Source organism: Mycobacteroides sp. H003, from assembly GCF_001440135.1.
GTDB classification, from domain to species: domain Bacteria; phylum Actinomycetota; class Actinomycetes; order Mycobacteriales; family Mycobacteriaceae; genus Mycobacterium; species Mycobacterium gwanakae.
The window spans coordinates 45,400-69,491 of record NZ_LJYL01000020.1; the positions used below are offsets into that span (position 1 = coordinate 45,400).

Here is a 24,092-nt window from a genome sequence, read left to right on the forward strand (position 1 = left end):
GGCTACGTTGACACTCAGCGGTGCGTCCTCTCAGGGTGTGGTGGTGGGTCCCGGATGCCTACAGGTCTCCGAGAGTGAACCTAGAGTAATCCCACCTATCCTGAACGGGTGACAACCAACCCGCTCGACCATGACGCATCGGTCGCCGAGCTGCAGGATCCGGGGTCGATCGCCGATCGACTGGCCGGGGTTCAGCCCGGTGATGTCGCGTTCTCGGTGGAGTTCATGCCGCCTCGCGACGAGGCCGCCGAGGCGCGGTTGTGGCGGGCGGCAAGAGTTTTCGAGCGGTATCAGCCGGTGTTCGTCTCGGTGACCTATGGAGCGGGTGGCTCCACGCGTGATCGCACGGTGCGGGTGACCGGTGAGCTGGCCGAGAACACCACCTTGCTGCCGGTTGCGCACCTGACGGCCGTCGGGCACACCGTCGATGAGTTGCGGGCCATGGTGGGCGCATACGTGGACCGTGGGATCACCAATATCCTTGCCCTGCGGGGCGATCCGGCTGGGGATGTGAATGCTGAATGGATTCCGCACCCCGGTGGCCTGACCTATGCCGAGGAATTGGTGCGGCTGGTTCGTGACCTGGGTGACTTCCACGTGGGTGTCGCCTCTTTCCCGGAGGGCCATCCGCAGGCGATCGATCTGGAGCGCGACACTGCCAATCTGGTGAACAAGCTGCGGGCCGGAGCGGAGTACTCCATCACCCAGATGTTTTTCGACGTCGACGACTACCTGCGGCTACGCGATCGGGTGGTGGCCGCCGACCCCGAACAGGGCGCCAAGCCGATCGTTCCCGGGCTGATGCCCATTACGTCGCTGCGGTCGGTGCGCCGGCAGGTGGAGCTCTCCTCGTCCACGCTGCCCGCTGCGCTGGAAGAACAGCTCTTGCGTGCAGCCGGGGACGGACCCGAAGAGGACCGCGACGAGGTCCGCAAGGTCGGTGTCGAGGTCGCCACGTCGATGGCAGCGCGGCTGGTCGCCGAGGGTGTTCCGTGCCTGCACTTCATGACCCTGAACTTCGCGCGGGCCACGTCCGAGGTGCTGGAGAACCTCGGAGTGCGGGTTACTCCGGGAACTGGTCGGGCGTAAACCGAGGGGACTGGTCGCGGTCCAGCCAGGCCAGGGACGCCACCAGGGCACCGATTAGCAGGGCGGAAATCGTTATGAAGATCGCGGCTCCGTTGAAGGAGCGGGTGCTGGGGTCGGTGTAGCGGGAGGTCGCGGTGAACGTGCTGACCACGCCGGGAGTGAGTTTCCACTGCACGGCGTCGGAGCCGAGCATCTCCCCGTTGGTGGATTCGATATCGCCGGGAAACGAAATGGCCAGCGACACATCGGCATCTGAGGTGTCTTCCAGTGCGGTGAGATCGGCACGACCTTCCAGTACCACCACATCGCCGTTGCGGCGCAGGGTGAGATCGAATCCGGCGGCGTTCTTGTTCATCCCGGCCAACTGGGGGACTTCGGCGAACGTCAGATCGTTGAAGATGGCGCGCGACCCCACCATGCCGTTCTCTTCGTACTCGCTGACCTGAACCTTCTGGGCGAAGGACATGTTGCGTTCGAGCTGAGGGCCCTTGTCGTCTTTACCTTGCGGTTTGGCGACAGCGATCAGTTGCCCCGAGACGTGATCGTCGGTGGTGACGGTCATCGAGGCCTTGACGCGCACGCATCCCGACAGCAGCGGCAACGTCGTCAACAACAGCACTGCGGCAATACGCGCCGCACGCCCAGGGCTAGTCATCGCGGCTCATCGTGCCAGACGGCGGTCACGTCGGCCTGTCGATATCCGGGTTCCAGCGGCAAAGCCCGGCCAAGCACTGCGAATCGTCGGGGGTCTCCCGCGAACTGGTGTTGCCGGATGACATCGGTGAACCCGAGTCGGCGGTACAACCGCCACGCCCGGTTGGACTCGCCGGTGATCTCGGGGGTCGACAGCAGCACATGCGATTCGGAGCGACCGGCCAGCAGCCGCCGCGCCAACGCCTCACCGAAGCCGTGGCCCTGGAGTCCTGGGTCGACGTGCAATTCCGTCAGTTCGAAATACTGATCGAGCAGGGCGCTGATGTGGTCGCGGGGCACCCCGGACTTGCGTAGTCCCTGGCTGACCTGTTGGTGCCACCACTGGTCGGCGGCACCGCGGTAGCCATAGGCGATCCCGACGATGCGTGCCTGGTCCATGTGATCCTGGATGGATCCGGCGCTGTCAGAGGATGGGTCGACCGGAGAATCAAAGATCGCGGCCGCCTGCCAGCCCCGTCTGCGGCTGTGTTCGAGCCACATCGGAGCACGCTGGTCCTCGGTGCCATGCGGATAGCCCATGGCGATGACGTAGACACGAAGTGCTTCGCTGAGCCTGCGCTGCATATCGCGTTGCGACAAGTCGGCCAGGAAGGTCGTCAACGTGCGTCCTTTTGGTTTCTATATGGGCTTCGGGTGTACCGCCGGGTTTATCACGCTCTGCCCATTCCTGGGCGTTGTCTCTGTTTTCGCCGAGTCCGTCGGCGCGCCGCGCCGTGTCGGTTGCCCGGTCGGTGTGGCTGGGAGATTGGTGGGTGAACCGGGTGGTATAGCGGGTATTCACCTCGTATTATGAACGTGAGGGTGTTGTAACCGCGGCACCCTTGATAAAACGACACGACATACTCAACCGGTTGCGATGCGCCAGAGGGAGGGACCGATGCCACTCTCCGAGCACGAGCAGCGCATGCTCGACCAGATCGAGAGCGCGCTGTACGCGGAGGACCCCAAGTTTGCGTCGAGCGTGCGCGGAGGACGCCTGGGCGCGACCTCCGGTCGCCGCCGTCTGCAGGGTGCGGCGCTCTTCTGCATCGGCTTGGCGATGTTGGTGATCGGTGTCGCCGTGCCCGCTACTCAGATCGGAAACTTCCCGGTCCTGAGCGTGATCGGATTCGTCGTCATGTTCGGGGCCGCGGTTTTCGCGATCATCGGAAGCCGGCGCTCCGAGGCGAGTGCCGCCGGGCAAGGGGGACCGGGCGCATCCAGCGGCCGCACCCGTCGCCCCCGCGCTGCCGGATCGTTCGCGCAGCGCATGGAAGAGCGGTTCCGCCGCCGCTTCGACAACTGACAAACCTCATCTAAAGCAGTCCGGACTCACAGACCCGCGCAGTCGGCGCGGGTCTGTTGCTGTATGCGTTGCTGCCTGAGCAGTCCCACTCTGGGACGACTCGCCATGGGGTGATCGCTCGCAAGCCTGTTCGCCCGTGCAGGCCAAATCGTTATCAACTCGTCCGGATGCCGGTGCCCCACTCGCCCCCACGGGTTTGACCTGGGGAAACGGCAAGCCGAAGCCATTCGTCGACCTTCTGGTGGGCGCATGGTGGGGAGACACGCGGCAAATCAGATTCAAAGTGGGGGATTGTGGGGTAAAGTGGCGCCTATCGGAGGGAAGGGTAGCTCCGAAGGGTTCCGGGCAGGGAGGTGTCGAGGTGTTTCTCGGTACCTACACGCCCAAGCTCGACGACAAGGGGCGACTCACATTGCCCGCCAAGTTTCGGGACGCGCTAGCGGGAGGGTTGATGGTTACCAAAAGCCAGGACCACAGCCTCGCCGTCTACCCGCGGGCCGAGTTCGAGCAGCTGGCCCGTAAGGCCGCCACGGCTTCTCGGAGCAACCCTGAGGCCCGTGCCTTTCTGCGCAACCTGGCGGCGGCCACCGACGAACAGCATCCAGATGCGCAGGGGCGCATCACCCTGTCCGCCGATCACCGGCGATACGCGGATTTGTCCAAGGACTGCGTTGTCATCGGATCCGTTGACTACCTAGAGATTTGGGATGCTGCGAAGTGGCAGCAGTACCTGGAGGAACACGAAGAGAACTTCTCGGCGGCCAGCGATGAATCCCTCAATGGCATCTTCTGAGCGAGCCCGCGAAGCGCGGCCTCTGTCCGATACGGCCCTGGCGTACTTCCCCGACGCCAGGTTCGCACCATCGGGCAGGGACCGGGCTGCGCGGGCTCCTCGCACCTACCAGCGCTCCCATTGGGGCGTTTTCCGCTCCCGGAGGGGTACCGCCGTGTCTGACAACGATTTTCCGGCTGGCTCCGGGGCTGGATTCGGCCATGTTCCGGTCATGCTCGGCCGCTGCTATGAGCTGCTCGCTCCGGCGCTGACCGCCAGGTCCGCGGATGGGGCGGGTGCGGTGCTGATCGATGCCACTCTGGGCGCCGGCGGGCACACCGAGCACTTTCTCTCCGTGCTGCCGGGCCTGACGGTGATCGGCCTCGATCGTGATACCAATGCCCTTGAGATCGCCCGGAAGCGGCTGGAGGCCTTCGGGAAGCGATTCACCGGAGTGCATACCCGCTACGACGGTCTGGCGGACGCGCTTGACGGGTTGGGTTACCGCGCAACATCTTCAGTTGACGCAGTGCTCTTCGATCTGGGCGTGTCATCCATGCAGCTCGATCAGGCCGATCGTGGTTTCGCCTATTCGGTCGACGCCCCGTTGGACATGCGGATGAATTCGCACGACGAGCTGACCGCCGCCGACATCTTGAACACCTATACGGCACCCGAATTGTCCAGGGTGCTCAGTAGATTTGGCGAGGAACGCTTCGCGCGGCGAATTGCAGACGAGGTCGTCCGGCGCCGCGCCGCCCAACCCTTTACGCACAGTGCGCAGTTGGTTGAGCTGCTGTACGACACCATCCCAGCGGCCACCCGTCGTACCGGGGGTCATCCGGCGAAAAGAACCTTCCAGGCACTGCGGATCGCAGTCAACGCCGAGCTCGAATCCCTTGCGGCCGCGATACCTACCGCCATGGCAGCGCTGCGTCCGGGTGGTCGTATCGCGGTCATGGCGTATCAGTCGCTGGAGGACAAGATCGTCAAGGCGGAATTTGCGGCCGCCATCGCATCTCGGTCACCGATCGACCTACCGGTCGAGCTGCCCGGTGACGCGCCGGAGTTCGCGGCGATCACCCGCGGTGCCGAGCGGGCCGACGAGGCGGAAATAGAAGTCAATCCACGGAGCGCGCCAGTGCGGTTGCGGGCAATCGAACGAGTTGCGGACAGGAGGAGCGCATGATTGGGGTGCGCAAGAAAGCCGGCGAGTCCCCCAAGAAGAGCAATCCCGCCAAGCCCGCTAAACGTCGTGGTGCCGCTCCCAAGTCGGTCGGCGCCGGCCCGTCGCCGCGTCCGCGCCGTTCCGCCCCGCAGACCATGCCGATCCCGGTGCAGCGCAAGGCTCCCGAGAAGATCCGCCCGGCGACCAGCACACAACAGGCGAAGGCTCGCGCGAAGGCCCGTAAGGCCAAAGCGCCCAAAGTCATTCGGATACCGCTACGCGAACGGATCCTTACCCGCCTCTCCGAGGTGGACCTGCGGCCGCATGTGTGGATCGCCAAGGTGCCGTTTGTTGTGTTGGTTATCGGTGCCCTGGGTGTCGGCTTGGCCATCACATTGTGGCTCTCGACCGACGCCGCGGAACGCTCCTATCAGCTGGGCACTCAGCGGCGCACCAACGAGCAGCTGCTGCAACGCAAGGAAGCCCTCGAGCGCGATGTGCTACGTGCGGAATCGGCGCCGGCGCTGGCGGATTCGGCGCGCGACCTCGGCATGATCCCATCGCGTGATATCGCGCATCTGGTACGGGACCCGCAGGGCAATTGGCTGCTGGTGGGCGCCCCGAAACCAGCTGAGGGTGTTGCGCCGGCACCGCTGAACTCCGTGATCCCCGACGATGCCGATGCCGTTCCTAAGGCCGGTAACTCGGTCGAGGTCCCCGTACAGCTGCCACCCGTACCGCCTCCGGTGGCTGTGGTGCCCCACATGCCCCCGCCGGCCGCGGTACCCGCGCCTGTAGTGGAAGCTCCTGCGGGGCAGGAACCTGTCTTGGCGCCGCCGGCTCCGGTCATGCCCGCTCCTGTGGTCGCCGCACCGGACCCCGCCGCCGTGATACCGCCCCCAGTGGCCGACGCGCCGCAAGCATCAAATATCGCGAATTCTCCAGTTACCGGGGAACAATTCAATCCCGTGGCAACAACGAGTCCCCACCCGACGGCGTGAACCGGCAGGATCGCTCCCGGCCGGTCGGCGCTCGCCGTGTCCGGCGTCCGGCGTCTGCCGTGTCGCGGACCGCTGGATTCGCTTTCCGTCATCGCACGGGCAACATCATCATTTTTCTGACGTTGGCCGTCGTCGCCCTTCAGTTGTTCACTCTGCAGGGACCGCGCGCGGCGGGTCTGCGTGCCGAGGCCTCGGGACAGCTGAAGGTCACCGAGACCGAGAAGGCGTTGCGTGGCACCATCGTTGACCGCGTGGGCAACAAACTGGCTTTCACCATCGAGGCTCGTGCTCTCACCTTCCAGCCGAAGAAGATTCGTGAGCAGCTCAAGAAGTCGTGGGAGGAAAGCCTGAAAATCCTCCAGGACCCCGGGAAGAGCGACGCCGTTAAGGCCGCGGCGGCGAAAACACGGGCGGTCGATCCGGAACGGCGGCTGCAGGATATCGCTGCCGGAGTGTCGGCCAAGCTCGGAAACAAGCCCGATGCCAAGAGCCTGCTGAAGAAGATCCGCAGCGACGACACCTTCGCGTACCTGGCGCGTTCGGTAGACCCGGCGATCGCCGCCGAGATCGTCAAAGAATTCCCCGAGGTGGGCGCCGAGCGGCAGGACATTCGCCAGTATCCCGGCGGATCGCTGGCCGCCAATATTGTGGGCAGCATCGACTGGGAGGGGTATGGCCTTCTCGGGCTTGAGGATTCGCTGGACAGCGCGCTGGCCGGTAAGGACGGTTCCCAAACCTACGACCGCGGCTCCGATGGCGCGGTGATTCCCGGCAGTTATCGGGACCGCCACAATGCCGTCAACGGATCCACCGTCGAGCTCACATTGGACAACGACATCCAGTTCTACGTGCAGCAGCAGGTTCAGCAGGCCAAGGACCTGTCCGAGGCGCGGACGGTGTCGGCGGTCGTACTTGATTCCAAGACCGGTGAGGTCCTGGCCATGGCCAACGACAACACCTTTGATCCGTCGCAAAACCTCGGTAAGCAGGGCAACCGCGAGATGGGCAATCTGTCGGTGTCTTCACCGTTCGAGCCCGGATCGGTCAACAAGGTCATCACCGCCTCGGCGGTGATCGAGAACGATCTGTCCAATCCCGATGAGGTCTTGCAGGTTCCGGGTTCTATCAACATGGGTGGCGTCACCGTGCGGGATGCGTGGCCACACGGAACAGTGCCGTTTACCACTACCGGTGTCTTTGGGAAATCGTCCAACGTGGGCACGCTGATGCTGGCCCAGCGGGTCGGCCCGGAACGGTTCATGGATCTGGTGGACAAGTTCGGTCTGGGCCAGCGCACGGGCGTCGGCCTGCCCGGCGAAAGCTCGGGCATCGTGCCGCCGATCGAGCAGTGGTCGGGCAGCACCTTCTCGAACCTCCCGATCGGTCAGGGCTTGTCGATGACGCTGCTGCAGATGACGGGTATGTATCAGGCGATCGCCAACGACGGAGTGCGGATGCCGCCGCGCATCGTCAAGAGCATCACCGCACCTGATGGCACCCGTAAGGAAGAGCCACGCCCCGAGCCGGTACAGGTGGTCAACGCCGGAACCGCGCGCACCGTGCGGAACATGCTGCGCGCGGTGCTGCAACCGGATGCGCGTCAGATCCAGAACGGCACCGGCGCGTCCGGCGCTGTCGAGGGCTATCAGCTGAGCGGCAAGACCGGCACCGCCCAGCAGATCAACCCGGCCTGCGGGTGCTACTTCGACGACGTCTACTGGATCACCTTCGCCGGCATCGCCACCACCGATGATCCCCGGTACGTCATCGGTATCGAGATGAACGCGCCGAAACGCGGGTCCGACGGATCGCCGCACATGACTGCGGCCCCGCTGTTCCACAACATCGCGTCGTGGTTGATGCGGCGCCAAAACGTGCCGTTGTCACCCGATCCCGGACCACCGTTGATCTTGCAGGCGACCTGAGCCGGTCCTCATCCGATGAGGGGACGACTGCTCGCCCGGTACTGTCGTTTGACGCCCGGAGGCCATGGGCAGCAGAAGAACGGCAGGAGGTGATCGCAGGTGGCGGCATCCGGAACCCACCGGTTCCTTCCCTCAACGCGCCCGCAGCCGGTCTCCGACCTCGCCTCATTGATTTCGGCGGAACTGCGTGGGCCCAGTGCCGCGACCGTCACCGGCGTCACGCTGCGAGCCCAGGACGCGCGGGCGGGTGACCTCTTCGCGGCGCTGCCCGGTAGTAGCGCCCATGGCGCACAGTTCGCGTCCGAGGCGATCGCTGCGGGAGCTACTGCCGTGCTGACGGATGCCGCCGGGGCACAGCTGCTGGCCGAGCAGAGCCCGGATTTCTCGGATATCGCGGTATTGGTCCACCCGGTTCCCCGCGCGGTGCTCGGTGCGCTTGCGGCGAAGGTCTACGGGGAGCCTTCCCGCCAGCTGCAGGTGGTCGGCGTCACCGGAACCTCCGGGAAGACCACGACCACCTATCTGGTCGAGGCAGGGCTACGGGCGGCGGGCAAGCGGGTCGGTCTCATCGGCACAGTCGGGGTACGCATCGACGGCGAGGATGTCCCCAGCGCCCTAACCACACCCGAGGCGCCCGCTCTGCAGGAGCTGTTGGCCGAGATGGTGCAGCGTGGCGTGGACACCGTGGTCATGGAGGTTTCCAGTCATGCGCTGGCGCTCAACCGTGTGGACGGTACGCGTTTCGCGGTGGGGGCGTTCACGAATCTTTCGCGAGACCACCTGGACTTTCATCCCAGTATGGAGGATTACTTCGCGACGAAGGCCCGGCTGTTCCAGCGTGATTCGCCGCAGCGGGCGCAGCGCTCGGTCATTTGTGTCGATGATGACGCCGGGCGTGCCATGGCCGAACTGGCGCGCGCGGCGGGTCCCGGTACCGTCACGGTGAGTTCAGGCGACGGTGCCGTCGCGGACTGGACCTGTTCGGACGTGGAGGTCGGCCCCGACGGCGGTCAGCGGTTTGCCGCGAATGGTCCGGCAGGCAGCGTTGAGCTCGGTATCGCATTGCCGGGTCACTACAATGTGGCCAATTGTATTGTGGCCATTGCGATCTTGGAATTGCTCGGGATCGCAGCGGTGACCGCGGCGCCGGGGATCGCGATCGCCGGTGTGCCCGGACGTATGGAGTCGGTGGTCGCAGGCCAGCCGTTTCTCGCTGTTGTCGACTATGCCCACAAACCGGGCGCACTGCGCGCCGTCCTGGAGAGTCTGCGCAGCCATCGAGACGGACGGCTGGGGGTGGTGTTCGGCGCGGGCGGTAACCGAGACCGTGGCAAGCGTGCAGATATGGGGCAGGTGGCAGCCGAGCTGGCCGATCTCGTGGTGGTTACCGATGACAACCCGCGCGATGAGGAACCATCCGCCATTCGCGCGGAAATCGTCTCCGGCACAACTGGTTCAGCTGCCGAAGTGATCGAGATCGGCGACCGGCGTGCCGCTATCGGCTTCGCCGCACGGTGGGCGCACCCGGGGGATACCGTCCTGATCGCGGGCAAGGGGCACGAGAGCGGGCAGCGCGTCGGCGCGGTTTCGGTCCCGTTCGATGACCGGGTGGAGCTTCGTGTCGCGCTGGAAGGGCTGGAAAGCTCGAAAGGACTCGGGAGTCTGAATGATTGAGATGACTGTCGCCGAGATCACGGAGATCGTCGGTGGACGTCTCGACGGAATCAGTGCCGAGGAAGCCCTGCATACCACCGTCACGGGCACCGTCGAATTCGATTCACGCCAGGTGGGGCCCGGTGGACTGTTCTTGGCGCTGCCGGGTGCCCGGGTCGATGGTCACGATCATGCCGAGGGTGCGATCGCGGCGGGTGCCGTGGTCGTGCTGGCCGCCAGGCCGGTGGGTGTGCCCGCCATCGTGGTGCCGCCGACTGGCATAGCGCGTACCGAAGTATCTGCGCTGGAACATGATTCGGATGGGTCGGGTGCCGCGGTGCTGGCCGCCACCGCAGCGCTGGCGGCCGAGGTGGCCCGCCGGCTCTCGTGGCGGGGGCTGCGCATCGTGGGTGTCACCGGGTCGTCGGGCAAGACGTCGACAAAGGACCTCATCGCCGCGGTGCTCGAGCCGCTCGGTGAGGTGGTGGCGCCACCCGGATCCTTCAACAACGAGCTCGGCCATCCCTGGACCGTGCTGCGGGCGACGGATTCGACCAGGTTTCTGGTGTTGGAGCTGTCGGCTCGACGCCCCGGAAACATCGCGGACCTGGCCGCCATCGCGCCGCCGTCAATCGGTGTGGTGCTCAACGTCGGTACGGCACACCTGGGTGAGTTCGGTTCGCGACAGGCCATTGCCGACACCAAGGGTGAACTGCCGCAATCACTTTCCAGTGATGGTGTGGCGGTGCTGAATGCTGACGACTCGGCGGTGGCCGCCATGGCAGCCAAGACCCGGGCCCGGGTGGTCCGCACCAGCGCGCACGGCAGCGCCGATATCTGGGCGACAGACGTGAGCGTCGACGACCTGGCGCGTGCCCGCTTCACCCTGCATGCCGGTGACGAGGCCGTACCGGTTCAATTGGCTGTCCACGGCGAGCATCAGGTGAGCAACGCACTCGCGGCCGCCGCGGTCGCGCGGGAATGCGGCGCCACGCTGGCACAGGTTGCCGAAGCGCTCGCGGGGGCTGGTCCGGTCTCGCGGCGCCGCATGGAGGTCAGCACCCGAGATGACGGGGTGACGGTCATCAACGACGCGTACAACGCCAACCCGGATTCGATGATGGCCGGGCTCAAGGCCCTGGTGTCGATGGCTCGTCACGGTGCGCAGCCCCGTCGCAGCTGGGCGGTGCTGGGCGAGATGGCCGAGCTGGGGCCCGATGCGATATCCGAGCATGACCGCATCGGACGGGCCGCCGTGCGCTTAGATGTCAGTCGATTGGTAGTCGTCGGAACCGGGAGGTCGCAGCGGGCAATGCATGCGGGTGCAGTGATGGAGGGGTCGTGGGGGTCCGAGGCGGTGCTGGTGGACGATCCTGCGGCAGCCGCCACACTGCTGGCCGACGAGCTGGCGGCCGGTGACGTGGTGCTGGTCAAGGCGTCGCGGTCGGCCGGGCTGTGGGTCGTGGCCGATGAGCTGCTGAAGGTGGGTGACGCATGAGGCAGATCATCATCGCGGCCGGGATCGCGATCCTGGTTTCCATCATGCTGACCCCGGTGCTTATCCGGGTGTTCTCGCGGCAGGGCTTCGGTCAGGAGATCCGGGACGACGGACCGCAACATCATCAGAAGAAGCGTGGCACTCCCTCGATGGGCGGCGTCGCGATCCTGGCGGGTATGTGGGCCGGGTACTTCGGATCTCATCTGATCGGTATTGCGTTCGGATCCGATGGCCCCTCGGCCTCTGGGCTGTTGGTGCTTGCGCTGGCCACCATGCTCGGTGGTGTCGGTTTCATCGACGACTTCATCAAGATTCGCAAGGCGCGCAATCTCGGCCTCAACAAGACCTCCAAGACGGTCGGTCAGATCCTGTCGGCCTTGGTGTTCGGCGTGCTGGTGCTGCAGTTCCGCAATACGGACGGGTTGACGCCTGGTAGTGCGCAGCTGTCCTACGTGCGTGAGATCGCCACCGTGGCGATGCCCGCCGTGATCTTCGTGCTCTTCTGCGTGATCCTGGTGATGTCGTGGTCGAACGCGGTCAACTTCACCGACGGACTGGATGGGCTGGCCGGCGGATGCATGGCCATGGTGACCGGCGCCTATGTCATCGTGACCTTCTGGCAGTACCGCAACGCCTGCTCCACGCATCCCGGTGTGGCGTGCTACAACGTGCGCGACCCGCTGGACCTTGCCGTGATCGCCGCGGCGACGGCGGGTGCATGTATCGGGTTCCTGTGGTGGAACGCCGCACCCGCCAAGATTTTTATGGGGGACACCGGATCGCTGGCTCTTGGCGGCATCATCGCCGGCCTGTCGGTGACCACCCGAACCGAGCTGCTCGCGGTGGTGCTGGGAGCACTGTTCGTCGCCGAGATCGTGTCGGTGGTCCTGCAGATCGCCGCGTTCCGTACCACCGGCCGCAGGGTGTTCCGGATGGCGCCGTTCCACCATCATTTCGAGCTATTGGGTTGGGCGGAAACGACAGTCATCATCCGGTTCTGGCTGTTGACCGCGATTGCCTGCGGTCTCGGTCTGGCGTTGTTCTACGGCGAGTGGCTCGCCACGATCGGTGACTAACCGGCGATGACCGTTTCTGAGATGGACGAACTGCCCAGCCGAGCAAGGGTTCTGGTTTGCGGCGCGCGTGTCACAGGCGATGCCGTGGTCGCGGCGTTGACGGGGCTGGCCGACCTCGACCTGCGCATTACCGTCTGCGACGACAATGAGGACGCCCTGCGGGGCCATCGCGATGCGGGGCGCGGGGCGCTCACCACCGCCGAGGCGCAGCACCACATGGCCGATCAGGATCTGGTGATCGTCAGTCCCGGCTTCGGTCCTTCCTCGCCGATCGTGCTGGCCGCGGTGCATGCCGGGCTGCCCATCTGGGGTGATGTCGAATTGGCATGGCGTCTGGATGTTTCCGGCCGGTTTGGGCCGCCCAAGCGATGGCTGGTGGTGACCGGAACCAACGGAAAGACCACCACCACCGCCATGGTCCACGACATGCTGACGGCCGCGGGCCGCACCAGTGCGCTGTGCGGGAACATCGGCGACCCGGTGCTGAACGTGCTGGATCGCGATGTCGACTACCTGGCCGTCGAGCTGTCGAGCTTCCAGTTGCACTGGGCGCCCTCGGTGCGGCCGACCGCCGGCGTGGTGCTCAACGTGGCCGAGGATCACTTGGACTGGCACGGGGGAATGGACGCCTACACCCGGGACAAGGCGCGAGTGCTCGACGGCGAGGTCGCCGTCGTCGGTCTCGATGACGGGGTGGCGGCCGGACTGCTTTACGGCGCGGCGGCACCGATCAAGGCCGGGTTCCGCACCGGTGAACCCGGGGCCGGGGAGCTCGGAGTGCGTGACGGCCTGCTGGTGGACCGGGCGTTCGGGCCGGATGTACCCCTGATCGAGGTGGCCAAGCTTCCGGTCGCGGGTCCGATCGGTGTGCTCAACGCGCTGGCGGCCGCCGCGCTGGCGCGTGCGGTGGGTACGCCCGCGGAGGCTGTTGCGAGGGCGCTGGAGGCATTCCAGGTGGGGCGGCACCGTGCCGAGCTGGTGGCGCAGCGACACGATGTTTCGTACGTGGACGACTCGAAGGCCACCAATCCGCACGCTGCCGCGGCGTCCATCGCGGCCTATCGGCGCGTCATCTGGATTGCCGGGGGGTTGCTCAAGGGAGCGGCGGTCGATGATCTGGTGCGCGAATGTGCCGACCGGCTCGGTGCGGTTGTGCTGATCGGCACCGATCGGGGTGTGATTGCTGAGGCTTTGGCGCGACACGCGCCGGATGTACCCGTTGTTGCGGTTGTGACGCGCGAGGATGCTGGGGTGCAAGAGGCAAATGTGGTCTATGTGACTGATGAGGCGGATGGGGGTGGCGCTGATCTGGGTACCCGGGTCATGGCCGCGGCCGTCCGGCACGCCAGCGCTGTGGCCCTGCCTGGCGACACCGTGCTGCTGGCTCCGGCCGGCGCATCCTTCGACCAATTCAGCGGGTACTCCGAGCGTGGCGATCGATTCGCCGCGGCGGTGCGCGCACTTACCGGTTAGGTAATAGCGCCGTGTCGACCCTGACCGCTCCGTTCACCAGGTTTTTCCGCTCCGAGAACCGCGCTGCGGCGAAGACGGCGGCCAAGCCTGCCAAGAAATCGTCCGACGCGAAGACCGCTGGGTTGGTGGCCCGGACTCGTTTGGGTGCCTGGCTGAACCGGCCGATGACCTCGTTTCACCTGATCATCGCGACGGCCGCGCTGTTGACCACACTGGGCCTCATCATGGTGTTGTCCGCTTCGGGCGTTGAGTCCTATGACGTGGACGGGTCTGCGTGGGCGGTGTTCGGCAAGCAGGTGCTCTGGGTCTGCGTGGGTCTGGTCGGTTTCTACATCGCGCTGCGCACGCCGATCCGGGTGATGCGCAAGTACTCGTTCCCGGCATTCGTCTTCACCATCGTCTTGATCACCTTGGTGCTGGTGCCCGGAATCGGCACGTACTCCAACGGTTCTCGTGGCTGGTTCGTCTACGGCGGCATGTCGATGCAACCTTCGGAGCTCACCAAGATCGCCTTCGCGATCTGGGGTGCGCACCTGTTGGCTTCGCGCCGCATGGAGAAGGCCTCGCTGCGCGAGATGCTGGTTCCGTTGGTGCCGGCCGCGCTCATCGCCCTCGTGCTCATCGTCATTCAGCCCGACCTGGGGCAGACGGTGTCCATGAGCATCATCTTGCTGGCGCTGCTCTGGTATGCCGGGCTGCCGCTGAAGGTGTTCCTCAGTTCGGTGATCGCCGCCGTACTGGCCGCGGCAATCCTTGCCGTCTCCGCCGGGTACCGCTCTGATCGGGTCAAGGCGTGGCTGGATCCGTCGGCGGACCCGCAGGCCACCGGTTATCAGTCGCGTCAGGCTCGATTCGCGCTGGCCCAGGGTGGTTTCTTCGGCCAGGGTCTGGGGCAGGGTTCGGCGAAATGGCACTACCTGCCCAACGCCCACAACGACTTCATCTTCGCGATCATCGGCGAGGAACTCGGATTTGTCGGCTGCATGGGGGTGCTGGCGCTGTTCGGCGTCTTTGCATACACCGCCATGCGCATCGCCAAACGCAGTGCCGATCCGTTCCTGCGGATGCTGACCGCCACCGCCGGTATGTGGGTCATCGGTCAGTCCTTCATCAACATCGGATACGTGATCGGCCTACTGCCGGTGACCGGTATCCAGCTGCCGCTGATTTCTTCGGGTGGTACTGCCACGGCCACAGCCCTTTTCATGATCGGTCTGATCGCTAACGCGGCGCGCCACGAACCCGAGGCCGTCGCCGCACTGCGTGCGGGTTCGGGTGACCGGATGAACAGGCTGCTGCGGCTCCCGGCGCCGGAGCCGTATGTGGCGCCGCGCATCGACACCGCACGCGATCGACTGCGCGCCAAGTCGGCCGGACGAGGCGCCGAGACTGCCGATCGGCGGCCCGAGCGCACATGGCAGCAAGAATCGGCGCAGGGGGGCAAGCGCAAGCCACGTGCACGTACCGATAGCGACGCAGGGCATCATAGGCAGGTACAGCAGGTGCGCAGGGCCTCGGGCGCGCGCGCGAGCGGCCGGTCCCGTGAGCAATCCCGGGCCGGGAGTTCACGGGCCCGAAGCCATCGATAGCTGCTGAACATGTGATTGCCGCCAGACCGAAAGGATGCTCCCGGAGTGAGTGACGAACTTCGGCCGCTTTCGGTGGTACTGGCCGGCGGCGGTACCGCGGGACACGTCGAACCCGCCATGGCGGTTGCCGACGCACTGCGTGAGATCGACCCGTCGGTGCGGATCACCGCATTGGGTACCGAGCGTGGCCTGGAGACGCGGCTGGTGCCCGACCGTGGGTACGACCTGGAACTGATCGTGCCGGTGCCGCTCCCGCGCCGCCTCACCGGTGACCTCGTGCGGCTGCCGTTGCGGGTGCGCCGGGCAGTGCGGCAGACCCGGGCGGTGTTCGACAACGTCGGAGCGGACGTGGTCATCGGTTTCGGGGGTTACGTGGCGCTGCCCGCCTATCTGGCGGCTCGTCGAGGACCGCTGCGCCGTCCTCGTGTTCCGGTGGTTATTCACGAGGCCAACGCACGTGCCGGCCTTGCCAATCGGGTCGGGGCGCGCAGCGCGCAGCGCGTGCTGTCGGCCGTCTCGGATTCGGGACTGCGCCATGCCGAGGTGGTCGGGGTGCCGGTTCGTGGATCGATCACAGCGCTGGATCGCACCGCATTGCGGCAGGAGGCGCGTGCTCACTACGGATTCGACGACGATGCTCTCGTGCTCTTGGTATTCGGCGGGTCCCAGGGCGCGGTGTCCCTGAACAATGCCGTCTCGGCCGCAGCCAATGACCTTGCCGCTGCCGGTGTTTCGGTGCTGCATGCACACGGGCCGAAGAATACGATCGAGCTGCCACAGGGCGGTCCGCGGGATGTTCCGGGTGCCCCCAAATATGTGGCTCTGCCATACCTGGACCGCATGGACCTGGCCTACGCCGCGGCCGATATCGCCGTGTGCCGATCCGGCGCGATGACCGTCGCCGAGGTCTCGGCGGTCGGGTTGCCCGCCATCTACGTGCCCCTGCCCATCGGCAACGGCGAACAGCGGCTCAACGCGCTGCCGGTCGTCGAGGCCGGAGGTGGTGTGATCGTCGCCGACCGTGACCTCACTCCGGAGACATTGGCACACATGGTGATCGAAATCGCCTCCGATTCCGGCAAGCTTGCCGAGATGACGTCGGCCGCCGCGCTGTCGGGACATCCGGACGCCGCACGGCAGGTGGCTCAGGTGGCGCTCGAAGTCGCACGACAGCAGCGATCTCAGGGACGGAGTGCATCGCGATGAACATCGGCCCACTCCCGGAGCATCTGCGCCGCGTGCACATGGTCGGCATAGGCGGTGCCGGAATGTCGGGGATCGCCAGGATCCTGCTGGACAGGGGAGCGCAGGTTTCGGGCTCCGATGCCAAGGAATCTCGTGGCGTGCTCGCGCTGCGTACCCGCGGTGCCCTGGTCAATATCGGCCACGACGGCGACGCCTTGGATCTGCTGCCGGGCGGTCCCACCGTGGTGGTCACCACCCACGCGGCCATTCCCAAGACGAATCCTGAACTGGTGGAAGCTCATCGGCGTGGAATACCGGTCCTGCTGCGCCCGGTTGTGCTCGCGGACCTGATGGCCGGATACCGCACCCTCATGGTGACCGGAACACATGGCAAGACCAGCACCACCTCCATGCTCATTGTGGCGCTGCAGCATTGCGGATACGACCCATCGTTCGCGGTCGGTGGTGAACTCAACGAGGCCGGCACCAACGCCCACCACGGCAGTGGGGACGTGTTCGTGGCCGAGGCCGACGAAAGTGATGGTTCGCTGCTGCAGTACCGGCCGGATCTCATCGTCGTGACCAACATCGAGGCAGACCATCTCGATCACTTCGGCAGTGTCGAGGCCTATACCGCGGTATTCGACGAATTCACCGAAACTTTAGGTCCCGAAGGGGTCTTGGTGGTGTGTCTGGATGATCCGGGGTCCGCGGCGTTGGCACGCCGGGCCCACGAGCGCGGCCTACGAGTACGTGGCTACGGCAGCGCCGAACAGGCCGACGCCGCGGGTGTCCCGGTGGCCGGGTGGCTGCGTGATTGGCAGTTCAAGGACACCGGAGCGTTCGCGCAGATCCAGCTGGCGGGCGAGAAGACCTCGCGCACCATGCGACTGTCGGTGCCGGGTCGGCACATGGCCCTGAACGCGCTGGCCGCTGTGGTGGCGGCCGCCGAGATCGGGGCCTCTGTCGAGGATGTGCTCGATGGGCTGGCCGGATTTGAAGGTGTGCGCCGCCGATTCGAATTGGTCGGTCAGGTCGAGAGCGTCCGGGTCTTTGATGACTATGCGCACCATCCCACCGAGGTCCGCACGGTGCTGCAGGCGGTTTCCGGGATCGTCGCGCAACAGGGATTTGGACGCTCCGTCGTCGTCTTTCAGCCCCATTTGTACTCCCGCACAGCATCTTTCGCAACAGAGTTCGCCGAGGCGCTCAGTGTGGCCGATCTGGTGTTCGTGCTCGATGTCTACGGCGCGCGCGAAGCACCGCTGCCGGGTGTCAGCGGTGCGTTGATCGTCGAGCAGATCTCCGGGGTGCCGGTGCATTACCTGCCCGATCTGTCGACGGTGGCTGCGCATGTCGCCGCGGCCACGGCGCCGGGGGACCTGGTGATCACGATGGGTGCGGGCGATGTCACGCTGCAGGGCAAGGAGATCGTGCGCGCGTTGCGTGCGCGTGCCAATGACTGGCCGCCCCCGAGGAACGGTCAATGAGCGAGCCGGACAAGACTTCCGAGGAGGCGGCGGAGTCCGCTCCAGTGTCTGACGAGGTCGGGGATTCCGCTGCCGAGGCGATCGACGAGGATGCCAGTGCCGAGCAGGCGGGCGCCGACGAGTCCGCCGAGGGGCCGCGGATGCGGGCCCGGCGCGAGCGGATGGAGCGCCGCGACGCACAGCGGCGCGCCATCGCCCTGGAACAGGCGCGGCGTGAGGCGAAGGCGGCCGCCAAGGGCAAGCAGGTAGATCAGGGCAAGAGCGCGGGACGCGGGAAGGTTCAGGGTTTGCACACCCTGCTGCTCGCGGTGCTGCTCACCGTGATCGCGGTGGGGCTGGGGGCGATCCTGTACTTCACGCCCCTGATGTCCGTGCGCCAGACCGTGGTGACCGGCACCGGGGTGGTCACCCAAGAGGACGTCCTTCGAGAACTGAACATCGCCAAGGGCACGCGGCTGCTGCAGATCGATACCGCCGCCGCCGCGGACCGGGTGGCCAGCATCCGCCGGGTGGCCAGCGCGCGTGTGCAATGCGAGTACCCGTCCACCTTGCGCGTCACCATCGTCGAACGGGTCCCGGTTGCGGCGTGGGCGGGCGGCGACGGGACGCACCTCATCGACCGCGACGGGGTGGACTTCGCCAACGAACCGCCGCCGCCTGGCATCCCGGTGCTGGACGTGGTGGCTCCAGGCCCGCAGGACCCGACGACCAAGGCGGCACTGCAGGTTCTCACCTCGCTGGCACCCGACCTGGCGCGACAGGTCGCCAAGATCGCTGCGCCGTCGGTGTCGTCGATCACGCTCACTCTCGACGACGGTCGCACCATCGTCTGGGGGACCACCGACCGCACCGCGGAGAAGGCGGAAAAGCTGGGGGCCCTGCTTACCCAGCCCGGTCGCATGTACGACGTGTCCAGCCCGGACCTGCCCACGGTCAAGTAGGTGACCGGACTGCTCGCGGTTTCCAGAAATAGCCACGGGAAAATCCAGCGATCCATCGGCGCGCCTCCCGGGCGCGGCTAACCGCGCCCCCTACCGTTCTGTTTCAGCGGGACAACCTGACATAACTCTAAGCCTGAGGTAGAGGTTGAGAGTTTGCAGAGAGGCTCCAGCTACTCAGACCACGGCAGCAACCAGGGAGGAAGGCGACCATGACGCCTCCACACAACTACCTCGCGGTGATCAAGGTCGTCGGCATCGGGGGCGGCGGCGTCAACGCCGTCAACCGCATGATCGAGCACGGCCTCAAGGGGGTCGAGTTCATCGCGATCAACACCGATGCGCAGGCGCTGCTGATGAGCGACGCCGACGTCAAGCTCGACGTCGGTCGCGATTCCACGCGCGGCCTGGGTGCGGGTGCGGACCCCGACGTGGGCCGCAAGGCCGCCGAGGACGCCAAGGACGAGATCGAGGAGCTCCTCAAGGGCGCCGACATGGTCTTCGTCACCGCCGGTGAGGGTGGTGGCACCGGAACCGGTGGCGCACCCGTGGTGGCCAGCATTGCCCGCAAGCTCGGTGCGCTGACCATCGGCGTGGTCACCCGGCCGTTCTCCTTCGAGGGCAAGCGCCGCAGCGGCCAGGCCGAGCTCGGTATCGGCTCGTTGCGGGAAAGCTGCGACACCCTGATCGTCATTCCCAACGACCGCCTGCTGCAGATGGGCGACGCCGCGGTATCGCTCATGGACGCGTTCCGCAGCGCCGACGAGGTGCTACTCAACGGTGTTCAGGGCATCACCGACCTCATCACCACGCCGGGTCTGATCAACGTCGACTTCGCCGACGTGAAGAGCGTGATGTCCGGCGCCGGTAGCGCCCTGATGGGCATCGGGTCCTCCCGTGGCGACGGCAGGGCGCTCAAGGCCGCCGAGACCGCCATCAACTCACCGCTTCTCGAGGCCTCGATGGAAGGTGCTCAGGGCGTGCTGATGTCGATCGCCGGTGGCAGCGACCTGGGTCTGTTCGAGATCAACGAGGCGGCCTCGCTGGTGCAGGAATCGGCGCACCCCGAAGCCAACATCATCTTCGGAACCGTCATCGACGACTCGCTCGGTGACGAGGTGCGCGTCACCGTCATCGCCGCAGGTTTCGACGCCGGTGGTCCCAGCCGCAAGCCGATCAGCGGTACGGCAGCGCCTGGCACGGTGGCTCCCGGGAAGGCCGGCCAGGTCAACGGTTCCAACGGGACCAGCATTTTCGACACCATCGACGCACAGAGCCTGCCCAGGGACACCAACGGCTCTACGGTGACGCTCGGTGGCGGCGATGAGGACGATGTCGATGTGCCGCCCTTCATGCGGCGCTGACGGCTTGCTACTTAACCGACGAACTACCCTCTGACGTATGGGTTTTCGAGTTCGACGTGTCACCACCACCCGGCGCGGTGGCGTGTCACGTGCTCCTTTTGACAGTTTCAACCTCGGCGATCACGTTGGTGACGACCCCGATGCGGTGGCTGCTAACCGGTCACGCCTCGCGGGTGCGCTGAGCTTGCCGGACGATCATCTGATCTGGATGCAGCAGGTTCACGGCGACAACGTGCACCGCGTCGAGGGGCCCGGAACATCGGTTATCCCGGACACCGACGCGCTGTTGACCACCGAACCCGGTATCGCGCTCGCGGTCCTGACCGCGGACTGCGTCCCGGTGCTACTCGCCGATGCGAGCGCGGGAGTCATCGCGGGTGCCCACGCCGGTCGGGTCGGCGCCAAACTCGGCATCGTGCCGCGCACCGTCGAAGCCATGGTGGAAGCCGGTGCGGAGGTAGGCCGTATCTCGGCCTTTCTCGGGCCGGCGGTAAGCGGCCGGTATTACGAAGTGCCGGCCGATATGGCCGCGGATGTCGAGACGGCGCTGCCGGGGAGTCGCACTACGACCGGCGCCGGCACGCCGGGCCTGGATCTGCGGGCCGGAATCGCCCGGCAGCTTTCCGGATTGGGTGTGCGGGCAATCGACATCGATCCGCGCTGCACGGTCGAGGACCCGGATTTGTTCAGTTATCGCCGTGAGCCGCGTACCGGCCGGCTGGCCTCGGTGATCTGGCTCAGTTGATGACGCGTGCCGATGAGCTGAGCACCGCACTGGCCGCGGTGCGCGAGCGAGTCCGCGTTGCCGCCGAGGCTGTTGATCGCGACCCGCAAGAGATCGAACTGCTGCCCGTCACCAAGTTTTTCCCGGCGGCCGACGTCCAGGAGCTGTACTCGTTGGGCTGCCGCGCGTTCGGGGAATCGAGGGATCAGGAGGCTGCCGCCAAGGTGGCGGAGGTGGGCCATGCGGATATTCACTGGCACATGGTGGGCAATCTGCAGCGCAACAAGGCGAAATCGGTTGCCCACTGGGCCTATTCGGTGCATTCGGTGGACAATTCGCGGCTGGTCGCCGCGCTGGATACAGCGCGCGCAGCGGGGGACAGCAGCGAGCCACTGCACGTGTACCTCCAGATCAGCCTCGATGGCGATACCGCTCGGGGCGGAGTGGATATCGCTGACGTGGCCGGAGTCGACGAGCTGTGCGCGCAGGTGGTCGCCAGCGAGCATCTCGAGCTTGCCGGGTTGATGGCTCTGCCTCCTCGTGAGGCCGATGCCGACCAGGCCTTTCGTCGACTCCAGCAAGAACACGAACGCGTTCAGCGGCGCTATCCGCAGGCGAATCACTTATCGGCAGGAATGTCCAACGACCTGGAGACCGCCATTAAATATGGGTCCACTTGTGTGCGTGTCGGAACGGCGCTGATGGGGCAACGACCGCTAACGTCACGGTAGATCGTCACTCCAGTCACATTTGCAACACAGCTGTAGAGACCGAGCGAACAACTGAACTCCATATAGCCCACGCACGGAAGGTCACGCGATGAGCACGCTGCACAAGGTCAAGGCCTACTTCGGCATGGCTCCCATGGACGACTACGACGACGAGTACTACGACGACGTCGACGCGCATGCGCCCCGGCGCGCGTCCGCCGAGGATCGCCGGTACCCGCGCCGTGGCGAGCGGTTCGCCGACGATGCCGAGTACGGCTACGACGAGCCCGGCTACCGTTCCGGTGGTCCTGGTGGTTACGCCGAGGAGGATCGCTTTGCCGCCCGGCACCCTGCTCCGCGTGAGTTCGACCGTCCGGCACCGCGTTTGGGCTCATTGAGGGGTAGCGCTCCCACCCGTGGCGCGCTGGCCATGGATCCGCGCCGCGCCGCGATCTTCGAAGAGGGCAGCCCGTTGTCCAAGATCACCACGCTGCGCCCCAAGGACTACAGCGAGGCACGCACCATCGGTGAGCGGTTCCGCGACGGCACCCCGGTCATCATGGACCTGGTGTCGATGGACAACGCCGATGCCAAGCGCGTGGTGGATTTCGCGGCCGGACTCGCGTTCGCGTTGCGCGGTTCGTTCGACAAGGTGGCGACGAAGGTCTTCCTGCTGTCTCCGGCCGATATCGACGTCAGCGCCGAGGAGCGCCGCCGGATCGCCGAGAGCGGCTTCTACTCCTACCAGTAGACCTCTGACGAATTCGGGCGAGAAGATGCGAACTGCATCTTCTCGCCCGAATTCGCTTTAGTGGCAGGGCTTCACAGGCCGCGGATCATGCGGGTCGTCGGGGTCCGGGTCGCCGAACCATCGCGACGGTTCATGTGATCCGTACTCGTCATGCCAGTCCCACCACTCGTACGCGGGGGATTGGGGGTAGCCCGGCGGGGAGTCTTCCCATGTCTCCTGGCGGCCCAGTGCCGTCATGTCGAGGAAGGTCCAGGTGTTGTTGAACGCCTCGTCGCCTCGGTTGTTGATGAAGTAAGTGCGATACACACGGTCGCCGTCGCGGATGAACGCGTTGTGTCCGTGCCAGTCGTGCACGCCCAGGTCCCGATCGAAGGTGCTTTCGGGAACTATTGTGTACCAAGGGATTTTCCATCCCATGCGGTTTTTGATCCGCTCCAGGTCGGCCTGGGACCCACGCGAGACATAGGCCAGTGTCGTGTCGCGTGCGTTCAGGTGCGCCAGGTTGCCTATGTGGTCGGCCATCAACGAGCAGCCGGTACAGCCGTGTGCGGGCCAGTCTCCGGTACCGGGATCGATAAAGGCGCGGTACACGATGAGCTGACGGCGCCCCTGGAACAACTCGAGGAGGTTCATCGGCCCCTCCGGACCCTCGAACCGATAGGAGGCGTTCACCTCGGTCCAGGGCATGCGCCGTCTTTTGGCGGCCAATGCGTCACGCGCCCGGGTGAATGCCTTCTCTTCGACGAGCATCTGCTGGTATGCCATGTCCCATTCCGGTGCCGACACGATCGGGGGTGTCTTCATGATGTTGCCTTCTCTATGGTCTCGGCGAGGTGCTTTATTCGTGTCAGTCGGCGATCCCATGCCGCTCCCACGGCGCTGAGCTGCTCGGCGATGCGGGCGACCTGCTCGCCGTTGGCGCGATACTGCTTCTCCCGCCCCTGGGAGGTGGCGCGGACCAGGCCCGCCTTGTCGAGGACCGCGAGATGTTTGGTCACGGCCTGGCGGGTGACCGGCAGGCGCTCACTCAGTGTCGTGGCCGTCGCCACGCCGTCGTTGAGGATGAGGTCGAAGACCCGCCGCCGGGTCGGATCGCCGACCGCCGCCCACAGGTCGTCGTCGATTACTGCAGTCATGACCGCCCTGCCAGCTCGCCCACACAGGGAGCCAGCCGGGGCAGGTGCTGCGCCCAGCCTTCCTCATGCGACTCGTACTGTTCGACGACCTCGGCCTCGGTGCGTCCCTGTTCCCGGAAGCCGACTTCGGTCATGCGCACCCGCGTGCCCGCGCCCGAGGGCGTGAGCTCAAATGTCACCAGTAGCGAATTCCCGTCGTTCGCCAAGTGCCCTTCTGGATAACACCAACGGAATGAGAACAGCCGCGGCGGCTCCACGTCGACGAGCGTCAGGCCGTAGACATGGACCTCACCGGCTTCCTCGCCATGAAAGGAGATCTGGCCCCGGGCGCCCGGAGCCGGGGCGAACTCGGCGTCGTCCGGCCACCATTGCTTCATATGCTCCGGGCGGCTGATGACGGAGAAGACGACCTCCGGTAGGGCGTCGATGTACAGCTCGCGCTCGATGCGTTCGTATGACATGTCTCTCCCTACTCGCAACTATCGGTTGCGTTTCAGCATAGGGGGCGGCTCAATGATATGCAACCATTGGTTGCTAGTGGTGGCACCTGT

The 24,092-nt window shown here is 65.8% G+C and carries 23 protein-coding genes; 18 read left to right on the top strand and 5 right to left on the bottom strand.

What is annotated here, in order from left to right; genetic code table 11:
- The first annotated feature begins 108 nt into the window (after positions 1-108).
- Positions 109-1,089, top strand: coding sequence for a methylenetetrahydrofolate reductase [NAD(P)H] (metF, locus tag AOT87_RS14290; RefSeq protein WP_057964665.1), 981 nt, complete (start codon positions 109-111; stop codon positions 1,087-1,089).
- Here metF and AOT87_RS14295 read toward each other — a convergent pair.
- Positions 1,064-1,744 carry a DUF3153 domain-containing protein gene (locus tag AOT87_RS14295; RefSeq protein ID WP_030095488.1) on the bottom strand — a complete coding sequence of 227 codons (681 nt, stop codon included), beginning with the start codon at positions 1,742-1,744 and terminating at the stop codon, positions 1,064-1,066. The two genes, metF and AOT87_RS14295, sit on opposite strands and share 26 nt — an antisense overlap.
- Complete coding sequence (locus AOT87_RS14300; protein ID WP_057964666.1) at positions 1,741-2,403, bottom strand: GNAT family N-acetyltransferase; 663 nt, start codon at positions 2,401-2,403, stop codon at positions 1,741-1,743. Before AOT87_RS14300 ends, AOT87_RS14295 begins: the two co-directional genes overlap by 4 nt.
- A gap of 277 nt (positions 2,404-2,680) precedes the next feature.
- On the opposite strand from AOT87_RS14300, the gene AOT87_RS14305 reads away from it, so the two are divergent.
- The 17 genes from AOT87_RS14305 (at position 2,681) to AOT87_RS14385 (ending at position 22,405) form a co-directional block, all read left to right on the top strand.
- A complete protein-coding gene (locus AOT87_RS14305) occupies positions 2,681-3,088 on the top strand; it encodes a DUF3040 domain-containing protein (protein WP_030095490.1) in 408 nt (135 codons plus the stop codon).
- A 361-nt stretch (positions 3,089-3,449) separates the two neighbouring features.
- Positions 3,450-3,881, top strand: a complete 432-nt coding sequence (gene mraZ / locus AOT87_RS14310) for a division/cell wall cluster transcriptional repressor MraZ (RefSeq protein WP_030095491.1) — start codon at positions 3,450-3,452, stop codon at positions 3,879-3,881.
- Positions 3,868-5,049, top strand: a complete 1,182-nt coding sequence (gene rsmH / locus AOT87_RS14315) for a 16S rRNA (cytosine(1402)-N(4))-methyltransferase RsmH (protein ID WP_256364558.1) — start codon at positions 3,868-3,870, stop codon at positions 5,047-5,049. Before mraZ ends, rsmH begins: the two co-directional genes overlap by 14 nt.
- Positions 5,046-6,029, top strand: a complete 984-nt coding sequence (locus AOT87_RS14320; RefSeq protein WP_030095493.1) for a hypothetical protein — start codon at positions 5,046-5,048, stop codon at positions 6,027-6,029. Before rsmH ends, AOT87_RS14320 begins: the two co-directional genes overlap by 4 nt.
- On the top strand, positions 6,026-7,954 hold the full coding sequence (locus AOT87_RS14325) for a penicillin-binding protein 2 (RefSeq protein WP_044104426.1): 1,929 nt from the start codon (positions 6,026-6,028) through the stop codon (positions 7,952-7,954). Before AOT87_RS14320 ends, AOT87_RS14325 begins: the two co-directional genes overlap by 4 nt.
- A 99-nt stretch (positions 7,955-8,053) precedes the next feature.
- Positions 8,054-9,628: a UDP-N-acetylmuramoyl-L-alanyl-D-glutamate--2,6-diaminopimelate ligase gene (locus AOT87_RS14330; protein ID WP_057964668.1), complete on the top strand. Its 1,575-nt coding sequence runs from the start codon at positions 8,054-8,056 to the stop codon at positions 9,626-9,628.
- The gene (gene murF / locus AOT87_RS14335) at positions 9,621-11,105 is read left to right on the top strand and encodes a UDP-N-acetylmuramoyl-tripeptide--D-alanyl-D-alanine ligase (protein ID WP_057969146.1); all 1,485 of its coding nucleotides are present in this window, start codon (positions 9,621-9,623) and stop codon (positions 11,103-11,105) included. Before AOT87_RS14330 ends, murF begins: the two co-directional genes overlap by 8 nt.
- The gene (mraY, locus tag AOT87_RS14340) at positions 11,102-12,181 is read left to right on the top strand and encodes a phospho-N-acetylmuramoyl-pentapeptide-transferase (RefSeq protein ID WP_030095497.1); all 1,080 of its coding nucleotides are present in this window, start codon (positions 11,102-11,104) and stop codon (positions 12,179-12,181) included. Before murF ends, mraY begins: the two co-directional genes overlap by 4 nt.
- Positions 12,182-12,187: 6 nt before the next feature.
- Positions 12,188-13,654 (top strand): UDP-N-acetylmuramoyl-L-alanine--D-glutamate ligase, encoded by a 1,467-nt coding sequence (gene murD / locus AOT87_RS14345; protein ID WP_057964670.1) that lies wholly within the window; start codon positions 12,188-12,190, stop codon positions 13,652-13,654.
- A gap of 11 nt (positions 13,655-13,665) precedes the next feature.
- Positions 13,666-15,243, top strand: a complete 1,578-nt coding sequence (gene ftsW / locus AOT87_RS14350; RefSeq protein ID WP_057964671.1) for a putative lipid II flippase FtsW — start codon at positions 13,666-13,668, stop codon at positions 15,241-15,243.
- Between the two features lie 72 nt (positions 15,244-15,315).
- Positions 15,316-16,449 carry an undecaprenyldiphospho-muramoylpentapeptide beta-N-acetylglucosaminyltransferase gene (gene murG, locus AOT87_RS14355; RefSeq protein WP_057964753.1) on the top strand — a complete coding sequence of 378 codons (1,134 nt, stop codon included), beginning with the start codon at positions 15,316-15,318 and terminating at the stop codon, positions 16,447-16,449.
- Positions 16,446-17,918, top strand: a complete 1,473-nt coding sequence (gene murC / locus AOT87_RS14360) for a UDP-N-acetylmuramate--L-alanine ligase (RefSeq protein WP_030095501.1) — start codon at positions 16,446-16,448, stop codon at positions 17,916-17,918. The genes murG and murC overlap by 4 nt, the downstream gene beginning before the upstream one ends.
- Positions 17,915-18,859 carry an FtsQ-type POTRA domain-containing protein gene (locus AOT87_RS14365; protein ID WP_057964672.1) on the top strand — a complete coding sequence of 315 codons (945 nt, stop codon included), beginning with the start codon at positions 17,915-17,917 and terminating at the stop codon, positions 18,857-18,859. The genes murC and AOT87_RS14365 overlap by 4 nt, the downstream gene beginning before the upstream one ends.
- Before the next feature lie 209 nt (positions 18,860-19,068).
- Positions 19,069-20,220: a cell division protein FtsZ gene (ftsZ, locus tag AOT87_RS14370; protein ID WP_030095503.1), complete on the top strand. Its 1,152-nt coding sequence runs from the start codon at positions 19,069-19,071 to the stop codon at positions 20,218-20,220.
- Between the two features lie 37 nt (positions 20,221-20,257).
- Positions 20,258-20,965: a peptidoglycan editing factor PgeF gene (pgeF, locus tag AOT87_RS14375; protein WP_030095504.1), complete on the top strand. Its 708-nt coding sequence runs from the start codon at positions 20,258-20,260 to the stop codon at positions 20,963-20,965.
- Complete coding sequence (locus tag AOT87_RS14380) at positions 20,965-21,675, top strand: YggS family pyridoxal phosphate-dependent enzyme (protein ID WP_057964673.1); 711 nt, start codon at positions 20,965-20,967, stop codon at positions 21,673-21,675. Before pgeF ends, AOT87_RS14380 begins: the two co-directional genes overlap by 1 nt.
- Before the next feature lie 88 nt (positions 21,676-21,763).
- On the top strand, positions 21,764-22,405 hold the full coding sequence (locus AOT87_RS14385) for a cell division protein SepF (RefSeq protein WP_030095506.1): 642 nt from the start codon (positions 21,764-21,766) through the stop codon (positions 22,403-22,405).
- A gap of 57 nt (positions 22,406-22,462) precedes the next feature.
- On the opposite strand, the gene AOT87_RS14390 is transcribed toward AOT87_RS14385, so the two are convergent.
- From AOT87_RS14390 to AOT87_RS14400, 3 genes are read right to left on the bottom strand one after another with little or no spacing between them, the layout of a single operon-like run.
- Positions 22,463-23,209, bottom strand: a complete 747-nt coding sequence (locus AOT87_RS14390; protein WP_057964674.1) for a DUF899 domain-containing protein — start codon at positions 23,207-23,209, stop codon at positions 22,463-22,465.
- Positions 23,206-23,541, bottom strand: coding sequence for a metalloregulator ArsR/SmtB family transcription factor (locus tag AOT87_RS14395; protein WP_030095508.1), 336 nt, complete (start codon positions 23,539-23,541; stop codon positions 23,206-23,208). The genes AOT87_RS14390 and AOT87_RS14395 overlap by 4 nt, the downstream gene beginning before the upstream one ends.
- Entirely contained in the window at positions 23,538-24,002 is a 465-nt protein-coding gene (locus tag AOT87_RS14400) for an SRPBCC family protein (protein ID WP_057964675.1), read from the bottom strand. Before AOT87_RS14400 ends, AOT87_RS14395 begins: the two co-directional genes overlap by 4 nt.
- Positions 24,003-24,092: the final 90 nt, after the last annotated feature.

Excerpts from the sequence above, each read along its gene's own strand:
- AOT87_RS14295 (WP_030095488.1), bottom strand. The coding sequence starts at position 1,744 with ATGACTAGCCCTGGGCGTGCGGCGCGTATTGCCGCAGTGCTGTTGTTG.
- AOT87_RS14305 (WP_030095490.1), top strand. The coding sequence starts at position 2,681 with ATGCCACTCTCCGAGCACGAGCAGCGCATGCTCGACCAGATCGAGAGC.
- rsmH (WP_256364558.1), top strand. The coding sequence starts at position 3,868 with ATGGCATCTTCTGAGCGAGCCCGCGAAGCGCGGCCTCTGTCCGATACG.
- AOT87_RS14320 (WP_030095493.1), top strand. The coding sequence starts at position 5,046 with ATGATTGGGGTGCGCAAGAAAGCCGGCGAGTCCCCCAAGAAGAGCAAT.
- murF (WP_057969146.1), top strand. The coding sequence starts at position 9,621 with ATGATTGAGATGACTGTCGCCGAGATCACGGAGATCGTCGGTGGACGT.
- mraY (WP_030095497.1), top strand. The coding sequence starts at position 11,102 with ATGAGGCAGATCATCATCGCGGCCGGGATCGCGATCCTGGTTTCCATC.
- murD (WP_057964670.1), top strand. The coding sequence starts at position 12,188 with ATGACCGTTTCTGAGATGGACGAACTGCCCAGCCGAGCAAGGGTTCTG.
- murC (WP_030095501.1), top strand. The coding sequence starts at position 16,446 with ATGAACATCGGCCCACTCCCGGAGCATCTGCGCCGCGTGCACATGGTC.
- AOT87_RS14365 (WP_057964672.1), top strand. The coding sequence starts at position 17,915 with ATGAGCGAGCCGGACAAGACTTCCGAGGAGGCGGCGGAGTCCGCTCCA.
- ftsZ (WP_030095503.1), top strand. The coding sequence starts at position 19,069 with ATGACGCCTCCACACAACTACCTCGCGGTGATCAAGGTCGTCGGCATC.
- pgeF (WP_030095504.1), top strand. The coding sequence starts at position 20,258 with ATGGGTTTTCGAGTTCGACGTGTCACCACCACCCGGCGCGGTGGCGTG.
- AOT87_RS14380 (WP_057964673.1), top strand. The coding sequence starts at position 20,965 with ATGACGCGTGCCGATGAGCTGAGCACCGCACTGGCCGCGGTGCGCGAG.
- AOT87_RS14385 (WP_030095506.1), top strand. The coding sequence starts at position 21,764 with ATGAGCACGCTGCACAAGGTCAAGGCCTACTTCGGCATGGCTCCCATG.
- AOT87_RS14390 (WP_057964674.1), bottom strand. The coding sequence starts at position 23,209 with ATGAAGACACCCCCGATCGTGTCGGCACCGGAATGGGACATGGCATAC.
- AOT87_RS14395 (WP_030095508.1), bottom strand. The coding sequence starts at position 23,541 with ATGACTGCAGTAATCGACGACGACCTGTGGGCGGCGGTCGGCGATCCG.
- AOT87_RS14400 (WP_057964675.1), bottom strand. The coding sequence starts at position 24,002 with ATGTCATACGAACGCATCGAGCGCGAGCTGTACATCGACGCCCTACCG.